Source organism: Candidatus Korarchaeota archaeon NZ13-K, from assembly GCA_003344655.1.
In the GTDB taxonomy this organism is placed as follows: domain Archaea; phylum Korarchaeota; class Korarchaeia; order Korarchaeales; family Korarchaeaceae; genus Korarchaeum.
In genome coordinates, this window is sequence record MAIU01000044.1 from 1 (window position 1) to 8933 (window position 8933).

Here is an 8933-nt window from a genome sequence, read left to right on the forward strand (position 1 = left end):
GAAGGCCGCCGCTCTGTCCTTGCTGAGCTACGGGCCCACTGCTTTGATCCCGAGATCCTGAGCGATGATACACACTTAAAAATTTCAGAGGGGAGTGAATTTCGAGCGAGCATCATGGCGCTCCTCAAGCTCATTAACCGCCTCCAAGCATCCCCGATTCGACTCCGATAAAAGTTGATGGGGGCCTCTGCCTCACTCATGAGGTTGTGGATGAACCGAAGCATATTAAGCCCGCTCCGGGGAAGATGCCCTCAGGGGCGAGGGATGAGCACTCATCGAAGCGAAAGGAACCATCCCAAGCTTTATATCGGAGGGGAATCCCCTCCGCCATATGGTGGATTACGCTTTCGGCGGTATGAACAATCCCCACAGGGATCCCATGGATGAGGTGACCACGATACTCGAGATGGGCATGGATTTCGTGGAACTGACTGTGGAATGGCCCCTCTCCTGGGTGGATTCCATAAAGCGCAGGCTGGGTGATCTGAAGGATGCGGTAGAGTCCTATGATGCCTTCCTGATCGTACACTCCCCGTACTACCTTGAGCTGGCGCATCCCTACGATGAGGTGAGATCGGGAGCCCTTAGAGCTGCCGCTAGAATAATAGAGGTCGCTAGCGAGCTGGAATCAGCATTCACGACGTTCCACCCATTCACGCCCGGATGGCTCGCGGCCGTGAGGGATAAGGCGAGGGAGCTCAATGTGGCGGGATTCAGGGAACTAGTCAAGAAAGGGAGGGAGCTGGGTGTCCAGATACTGGTGGAGAACGTGGATCACGGGGCCTTCAGATCCCCCTCAGACATAAGGTACCTGCTAGACAACGTCGAGGACCTGCTCATGACCCTCGACCTGGGGCACGCGATGATCAACGGAGGCGTGGAGAAGCTGAGATCTTACCTTAGGAAGTGCAGGAGGGAGATAATGCACGTACATGCTCATGATAACGATATGAACAGCGATCTCCACATGCCCATAGGGGCCGGGAGGATACCTTGGTCGGAGGTCGTCTTGGAGCTGGTCAGAAGCATGTACAGGGGCACGATAACGCTCGAGATACATTCGAGCGACCCCGATTATCTTAGGATCTCAAGGGAGAAGATATCCTCAATCATCGGTGACCTGAAGGGTGTGACAGACGCCTATGGTTATCAGGAAGGAAACGACGGATCCTAGGACCACCTGACCTGGGGTGTGGGAGCCGGACCTCCACCTCGACCATGCCAGCAGGGGTATGAGGAGGGCCATCGCGTAACCCAGGCCGCTCCCGAAGTAGATGAGAAAGGTAGCTGGCCCAGTTATCCCGGCCATGTGCACGCTGACCTTCGTGACCTTCCTATTTATCAGGATCAGGCTCAGGCTGACCAGGAGGTATGTGAGGGAGAGCAGGGAGAGGAGCCTGCTGTTCATCAGCTTCAGCAGAACGAAACCCACTGAGTAGGAGAAGGAGGCTTGGGCGAAGAACACGCCCCTCACTGACCTCTCAGGTACTAGGATGTCTATCTCCCCCTTCAAATACCTCCTGATGACGTCGGCTACCGGTAATATCACTATGAACACCAAGGAGACCAGAGTGCTCACTAGGCTACCCTCGGATAGGCCCAGGGCTAACACAGTTATCAATCCCACGGTGACGGGTGAGAGCGTCAGAGCGAGCGTCCTGTGGAGGTCCAAGGTTCACCCCGCTTGCTGCGTGCCCCCTATTTATATATTGGAGCTCCATGCTCTTGAACGCGGGAATACCTCGCCCATGGAATAGCGCCTCCAGGCTTGGGTATCCATTGAGATGCACTCTCCAGGATTCCCGCGGGTGAGGATCATCTCTCAAAGCGTCGAAATTAGGGGCAGCAGTAGATCCCTCTGGTTCCCGCTTGGTTGCGGCATCCACCTTTTTATTGGAAGGGTCTCATCGCCGGTTGATGGTAAGAAGGATAGCGCTCGCCTACTCCAAGAGGGATCCCGCGGGTTCAGGGATGGCCAAGGGAATAAGGGATGTGGCCGGAGAGGACTTCACGATATCCGACAAGAGATGCGAGCTCCTGGAGCTGGACAGGGAAGCTCTATATCTCAAGGAGGACTCCTTCAGGGGTTTCGATTATCTTGTGGTGCTCTCAAAGCACAGCGGTACACCAGACCACCCCATATTCACCGCGCACGCCCCTGGAAACTTCGGGAGGGCGAAGTACGGTGGGGATCACTTCAGGCTCTCCATAGCGATCCCCTCCCTCATGAAGGAGTACCTGCTGGCGGCCAGCAAGAGGGCCGGTGAGGTGGGCTACTGGGTGGGCTTCGAGCCGACGCATCACGGGCCGACCTTGGATATACCAACGGCTTTCCTCGAGATAGGTTGCGATGAGAGGGCCTGGAATGACGAGAGGGGCCTCAAAGTGGCATCCGAATCGACCCTAGAGGCGATAGAATCATGGAGGGACGGGAAGTTCCTGGCGGCGGTGGCCTTCGGAGGGCCGCACATAAATGAGCACTTCACCAAGGTAGAACTGCTCACGAGATTTGCGATAGGGCACGCGGCGAGGAAGCTGGACGCGGAATGGGTGGATGAGGAGATGGTGAGGCAGGCCATAGCTAGGAGCAGCGAGCCCGTGAGTCACGCCATAGTTGACAACAAGGGACTGAGGGGGGAGGATAAGGAGAGGGTGGAGGAGGCCCTGAGGAAGCTGGGGGTGAATGTGCTGAGGGTCAGAAGGCTACTGAGGGATGAGGTTGGTGAGGAGGAGGGCGAAGAGGTATAAGACCCCATTCTTCTTCGACAGAACAGTTCCCAGAGACTTCTACTTCTCAGTCCAGAGGAGGCTGAACTACCTGGGCTACGGGGCAGTCTGGCAGCCTAGGAGCGCCGTCAGGGGGAAGGGCAGGGAATTGAGGGAGCTGCTCGACTACTGCGTGAGAAGGGGAATAAGATTGTTCATTACATTCTCTAAAAGCTTGGAAATACCTGATGAGTACAAAGGCAAGATAAAATTGATCAGATTAAAGGGAGGAAAAAGAAGAACTGTTAACAAAGTGATAGCAATGTTGTTCCTCGAGCTCGGATGCTGGAAACACTTATATGCTACTACCGAGGGTTCGGGCGAGGGAGGATCCAGCGAGTGTTAGGTATTGGATTCTCTTCCAATGGTAAGAGGGAGAAGAGGAGCTTCATAAGCAAGTTGGTGCTGGATGTCGTGAAGCCCCACGATCCGGACATAATAGAGATAGCGGACGCCCTCTCTAAGCTCGAGGGGGTCAAGAGGGTGGACGTGGAGGTCAGGGACTATGACACCAACATAGAGAGGCTGAGGCTCGTGATAGAGGGAAGGGACCTGGACGAGGATGATATAGTGGAGCTGATCAGGTACTACGGCGGGAACGTGGCCAGCATAGACGGCGTCACGGTCGAATCGGAGGAAGGAGGTAAATGATGAGTTGAGGTTCTTCATCGAGACCCATGGCTGCTCGATGAACAGATCGGATTCGCAGATAATGGAGGAGATCCTGAGGAGAAGCGGTTTCGAGAGGGTGGAAGATCCATCACAAGCCGACGTCATCATACTCAACACATGCAACGTTAAGACCCCCACGGAGCACAAGATGATCCACAGAGCCAGGGAGCTCTCCAAGCGAGCTCCTTTGGTAATAGCCGGGTGCATGGCCAAGTCCCAGACGGAGTCCCTCAGGAAGTTCTCCAAGGTATTCGTGTCGCCGAGATCCATAGATAGGATAGTCGAGGCGGTCTCGGCAGCTCTGGAGGGTAGGGAGGCGGAGTTCCTCGGATGGGGGTTCCTGGACAAGTCCTCCTACCTGAGGGATCCTTTGGGACTGGTGGGGATAGTGCCGATAGCCGAGGGCTGCATGGGGGCTTGCACTTACTGCATAACCAGGCTAGCCAGGGGAGGACTGACCAGCTTCCCCAGGAGCAGCATAGTCAGGCTGACCGAGCACCTCCTCAGGAGGGGGGCTGTGGAGATCTGGCTGACGGCTGAGGACACAGCGGCCTACGGCAGAGATACGGGAGACGATCTAGCGAGCCTTCTGGTGGAGTTGAGCGCGATTCCCGGAGAATTCAGGATTAGGGTCGGCATGATGACACCTAGCTCCCTGCTGCCAATAGCTGAGGAGCTGATCGGGGCTTTCAAAAGAGAGAAGGTTTACAAGTTCCTCCACATACCAGTTCAGAGCGGCTCCGATGAAGTGCTCAGGGATATGGGGAGGGCCTATACGGCGGAGCAGTTCATCCGGATGGTGGATCTCGCGAGGAGGGAATTAGGCGAGGTCACGATAAGCACTGATGTAATAGTGGGATTCCCAACGGAGGATGAGGAGGACTTCGAGCTCACGCTTAGGTTGATCGAGAGGGTCGAACCGGATATCGTGAACTTGAGCAAGTTCGGGCCGAGGCCCAAGACCCCCGCCTCGAAGATGGGAAGGCTGCCGGAGGAGGTCGTGGCGAGGAGAAGCAGGATTCTGAGTGAGCTGATAAGTAGAGTTAAGGAGAGGATCAATGAAAGATACCTCGGGAGAGAAGTCGTCGTATTGGTCTCAGAGGTGAGTGAGAAGGGATATCAGGGAAGGACCGGGTCCTACAAGCCGGTGGCCTTAGAGAGGGCTAGGCCGGGTCACTTCTACCTCGTGGAGATAGTCGACTTCAGGCAGAATTACCTGATAGGTAGGGTCGAAAAAGAGATGGGAAAGGCAGGGATGGGTTCAGAGATTGAGCTGGCGGATCTCAGCTGAAGTCCAGTCCGCTCTTTATCTCCACGGCGTTCTGCTGCCTCGGTTTTAGGAGCCCGGCGACCACCTTATAGACGGTCCAGGGCCACTCCGGGTTCGAGAAGCTCACTATGTTCACGGTGGCATAGCAATGCTCCGGCCACGTGTGTATTGCCACGTAGCCATCACCCGTCATAAGGAAACCGCTCAGACCGTATGGCTCGAACTCGTGCACGTGAACGTGGAACGCGCCCTCGCTCGCCGCGCCTGCTACCTCCAAGAGGAACTTCCTCATGAGCTCAGGAGAGTCAAGTATCTCCTTCTCGGTCACATCGTAAAGTTCGGCTATTATCTGGACCTCCTTCGGTCTTATTTCAGAGTTCATAGCTCTCTCCTGGCCTAAGCACTATGACCTCTGCCTTCAATCCTCTGCTCTCTAGAAACCTCTTGAACTCCTCAGGATTGCCCCGAAGCACTGGAAACGTCCCATAATGCATCGGTATGACCTTCTGAACCCCTAAGAGCTCTACAGCGAGACTCGCTTCCAGGGGTCCCATGACGTAGTGCCCCCCGATGGGGAGGAGGGCGAGATCCGGCTTGTAGAGCTCCCCTATTATCTTCATGTCATAGAAAACCCCAGTATCACCCGCGTGGTATATCCTCCTATCATCCAACTCCACAACGGCTCCGACCGGGGCCCCAACGCCGCTGCTGTGGACGGCATTCGTGAGGGCAACCCTCATGCCATTGACCTCGAAGAAGCCACCTATGTTGGCCCCCAGGGAGCTCGCTCCCTCCCTTCTAGCCTTCTCAGCTATCTCGTATATCGAGACTATGATGCCTCCGTGCCTCTTCGAGAGCCTTATGGCATCACTCAGGCCATGGTCCCCGTGATCATGAGTTACTATGTAGACATCAGCGCCCCTGCATTCCTCGATCTTCATGGGAGCCTGGGGGTTTCCATCTATCCAGGGATCAATGAGAACCCTCTTACTCCCCTCCAGGAGGAATGCGGAGTGCCCCAGGAAGGTGACCCTGAGCAAGGTACCACCCAAGGCTAAACACCCGCATAAAAAAATACGTTTACCCGCTCCTAGGATGCCGCGGCGCTCCTCTCAACTCAGCGACTTTCAGGCCCATTTCAGCCTTTTCGCGGTCTTGCTGATTTAGAATTCTTCCATTCAATTTCAGCGATCATCACTTGACGAGAGGGCCTCTATTATCACGTTCCTTATCTCGCTCCTCCTCTCCCTCGCGAGCATCCTCAGGAGGAAGGACCTGACCTCGCTCTCCCCTGCGTGCAGTGAGAGTGAGGAGGCCAGGAAGAGCCTGATCTTTGGGGAGGGATCTTCCAGGAATGAGGCAAGATCATCAACGCCTATCTCCCCTCTCTCGAAAAGTCTGAGGAGGCATTTAAGGTAGGCCATCCTCACGGCAGGCTCCAGATCCTCCCCCCATTCCCTAGCAACTCTCGCGACACCCGGATCGCATACCTCCCGGAAAGCCATGATGGCCGCCTCCCTGAGCTCCCTGTCCTCAACGATTCTCCTCCTTAAGGATTTGAGGAGTTCCTCAATGTTCTTTGACTCAGCGTAGCCGATTAAATCGGAGAAGAATGAGGAGAACTTCTCCCGGGACTCCTCACCCTCGAGGCAATCCCTCAGGTATCCGTTCAACATATCCTCAACTCCCGGCTTAATAGTTTCATATTCATTGGATAACAATAGTGCAATAATCTCATATAGCAGCAAGGTGCAGTCTTCATTTTCCTTAATTTTCCATCCCCATCCGTTGTGGTAACGTTTATTAATAACTTTGCGGTGATGAGTAGGTGCCGAAATGGTAGTCGAGGTGGTCAAACCCCGGTCCTTTGAGGTCGGGGGGAGGAAGATAGAGGTCGGCGGTCCCAGGCCTCAGCTGAGAGAGAGGGAGAAACTGGTCAGATACACATCATCCATCTGCCCGGAGTGCTACAGGCTTTTACCGGCGGTCATACTCGAGAGGGATGGGGCTGTCTACATAAGGAAGGTTTGCCCCGATCACGGGGAATTCGAGGACGTTTACTGGGGGGATTCAGAGCTCTTCAAGAAAGCCATGAGGTTCGAGGTGAAGGGAAGAGGGATATATCCGCCTCACACAAACCTGAGCTCTCCCTGTCCGTTCTCCTGCGGAATATGCGAGGCCCACCTAAACACCACGGCTCTGGCCAACCTTGTGGTCACGAACAGGTGCAACATGGACTGCTGGTACTGCTTCTTCTACGCAGAGAAAGCGGGATACGTCTACGAGCCCACTTTGGAGGAGATAGAGAGAATGGTAGATCTAATGCTGATGGAGAAGCCCGCTCATGGCAACGCTGTTCAGATAACTGGAGGGGAGCCCCTGCTCAGGGATGACATAGTTGAGATAGTGAGGCTCCTCAGGAGGAAGGGTGTCACGCACATCCAGCTCAACACAGAGGGCATCGCATTCTTGGAGAAGCCCTGGCTCATGAGGGAGCTTAGGGAGGCCGGAGTCAACACGATGTACCTGAGCTTCGACGGCGTCACGCCCATCGCGAATCCCAAGAATCACTGGGAGATGCCCTACATCCTGGATCTGGCCAGGAAGTCTTCCATGACGAGCATAGTACTCGTCCCCACTGTGATAAAGGGGATCAACGATGGCGAGGTTGGGGACATAGTCAGGTTCGCGGCATACAACATGGACGTGATAAGGGGGATCAACTTCCAGCCCGTCTCCCTCACCGGGAGGATGCCGAGGGATCAGAGGGAGAAGTATAGAATAACGATACCTGATGTGATTAAGAGGATAGAGGATCAGACAAACGGCCAGATAGGTAAGGAAGCTTGGTATCCAGTTCCCTTCACTGTCCCGATAAGCCAGTTCATCGAAGCACTGACCGGGAAGCCTAAGCTGACGCTCACAAACCATCCAGCATGTGGTATGGCAACATACGTCTTCCCTGTGTTCGAGAGGGTGGACGGAAGGAGGGAGCTGAAGGAGTTCATACCCATAACGGAATTCGTGGACGTGGAGGGCCTCCACGATTTCCTCTCCGAGAAGGCTAGGGAGGTAATGGAGGGGGCCAATAGGTTAATAACACTCCTCAAGGTGATCTATAAGCTCCCAAGTTTCGTGGAGAGGGATAAGCAACCACCGGGAATAGACCTAATCAGAATGATCAGGAACATATTCCTCAAGAGGAACTATGAGGCCTTGGGGGAGTTCCACTACAGGTCCCTGTTCCTCGGGATGATGCACTTCATGGACCTCTACAACTACGACGTCCAGAGGGTCCTGAGGTGCGACATACACTACTTCTCCCCGGATGGGAGGATGATACCCTTCTGCACGTACAACGTGATATCTGACATCTACAGGGACAGGGTGCTGAGGGAGCACTCCATGACTTTCGAGGAGTATGAGAGGAGGTACGGACCGGGGAGGGTCGGACCTTCCATGAAGTACAGGAGGGATGTGAAGAAGCTGGAGTCATCCGAGCTCTATCGGAGGACCTACGAACCCTTCCTGGATAAGATAGCGAGCCGCAGAAGGGTGGCAGAGTGAGTTGTACGATGTGATCGTCGTAGGCGCAGGACCGGCCGGAGCGGCAGCCACCTTCTTCCTCTCCGGAAGGGGCTATAAGGTCCTCACCGTGGAGAGAAACCCCGGTCCCGGAACGATCTGCGGCGAGTACGTCCCGGATCCGGGATACCTGAGAGTCCAGGAGGAAATAGCCTCCAATTACTTCGAGTTCGTGAGGCCTTTCACAGTGCACAGACTCTCCGGAATCCGGGTGGAGGTATACGGTAGGTCCTTCAGGGTGGACTACGTCGGCTACTCGATAAGGAGGGGTGAGCTCCTAAGGGAGAGGCTGAGGCAGGCGGAAGGGGAGGGCGCCAGGGTGCTCTTCAGGGAGAGGTTCCTCTCCATGAAGCGGAAGGGGGAGTTTTATGAGGTCCTGACGAGCGGGGGGGAGTACGCAGCCAGGTATCTTGTTGGGGCGGACGGGTTCCCCAGCAGGATATCCTCCATGATCGGAGGAGGAACCGTCGACTGCGATGAAGTCTCCATAGCCTTTCCGCTCGAGGTTCCCTTGGAAATTGACGATCCCAGCGAGATGAAGCTATTCTTCGATGAGGAGCTGGCTCCAGGCGCCTACGCTTGGATCATCCCGAGGGGAAGCTCCCGGGCGAACGTGGGGCTGGGGATCAGGATGAGCATG

At 55.3% G+C, this 8933-nt stretch carries 11 protein-coding genes; 7 read left to right on the forward strand and 4 right to left on the reverse strand.

Going from position 1 to position 8933, the window contains the following annotated elements; all coding sequences use genetic code 11:
* The first annotated feature begins 331 nt into the window (after positions 1-331).
* Positions 332-1174, forward strand: coding sequence for a sugar phosphate isomerase/epimerase (locus BA066_05240; GenBank protein RDD53271.1), 843 nt, complete (start codon positions 332-334; stop codon positions 1172-1174).
* Here the strand turns inward: BA066_05240 and BA066_05245 are convergent.
* Positions 1106-1672, reverse strand: a complete 567-nt coding sequence (locus BA066_05245) for a hypothetical protein (GenBank protein ID RDD53272.1) — start codon at positions 1670-1672, stop codon at positions 1106-1108. The genes BA066_05240 and BA066_05245 overlap by 69 nt on opposite strands.
* Positions 1673-1917: 245 nt before the next feature.
* Here BA066_05245 and BA066_05250 point away from each other — a divergent pair, with 245 nt between their 5' ends.
* Genes BA066_05250 through BA066_05265 form a run of 4 tightly spaced genes read left to right on the forward strand, consistent with a single transcriptional unit; the run spans position 1918 to position 4729 of the window.
* The gene (locus BA066_05250; protein ID RDD53273.1) at positions 1918-2748 is read left to right on the forward strand and encodes a hypothetical protein; all 831 of its coding nucleotides are present in this window, start codon (positions 1918-1920) and stop codon (positions 2746-2748) included.
* A complete protein-coding gene (locus BA066_05255; protein RDD53274.1) occupies positions 2714-3112 on the forward strand; it encodes a hypothetical protein in 399 nt (132 codons plus the stop codon). Before BA066_05250 ends, BA066_05255 begins: the two co-directional genes overlap by 35 nt.
* Before the next feature lie 53 nt (positions 3113-3165).
* Positions 3166-3417 (forward strand): hypothetical protein, encoded by a 252-nt coding sequence (locus BA066_05260; protein RDD53281.1) that lies wholly within the window; start codon positions 3166-3168, stop codon positions 3415-3417.
* A 4-nt stretch (positions 3418-3421) separates the two neighbouring features.
* Entirely contained in the window at positions 3422-4729 is a 1308-nt protein-coding gene (locus BA066_05265) for a MiaB/RimO family radical SAM methylthiotransferase (protein RDD53275.1), read from the forward strand.
* Here the strand turns inward: BA066_05265 and BA066_05270 are convergent.
* The 3 genes from BA066_05270 to BA066_05280 form a co-directional block, all read right to left on the reverse strand.
* Positions 4722-5090, reverse strand: a complete 369-nt coding sequence (locus BA066_05270; protein RDD53276.1) for a hypothetical protein — start codon at positions 5088-5090, stop codon at positions 4722-4724. The two genes, BA066_05265 and BA066_05270, sit on opposite strands and share 8 nt — an antisense overlap.
* Positions 5080-5748 (reverse strand): metal-dependent hydrolase, encoded by a 669-nt coding sequence (locus tag BA066_05275; GenBank protein ID RDD53277.1) that lies wholly within the window; start codon positions 5746-5748, stop codon positions 5080-5082. Before BA066_05275 ends, BA066_05270 begins: the two co-directional genes overlap by 11 nt.
* A 144-nt stretch (positions 5749-5892) precedes the next feature.
* A complete protein-coding gene (locus tag BA066_05280) occupies positions 5893-6384 on the reverse strand; it encodes a HEAT repeat domain-containing protein (protein RDD53278.1) in 492 nt (163 codons plus the stop codon).
* 160 nt (positions 6385-6544) lie between these two features.
* Here BA066_05280 and BA066_05285 point away from each other — a divergent pair, with 160 nt between their 5' ends.
* Together BA066_05285 and BA066_05290 are read left to right on the forward strand one after the other, a co-directional pair.
* Positions 6545-8275: a radical SAM protein gene (locus BA066_05285; protein RDD53279.1), complete on the forward strand. Its 1731-nt coding sequence runs from the start codon at positions 6545-6547 to the stop codon at positions 8273-8275.
* Position 8276: 1 nt separating this feature from the next.
* Positions 8277-8933 (forward strand): hypothetical protein (locus BA066_05290; GenBank protein RDD53280.1); only part of this gene is annotated, 657 nt, incomplete at its 3' end.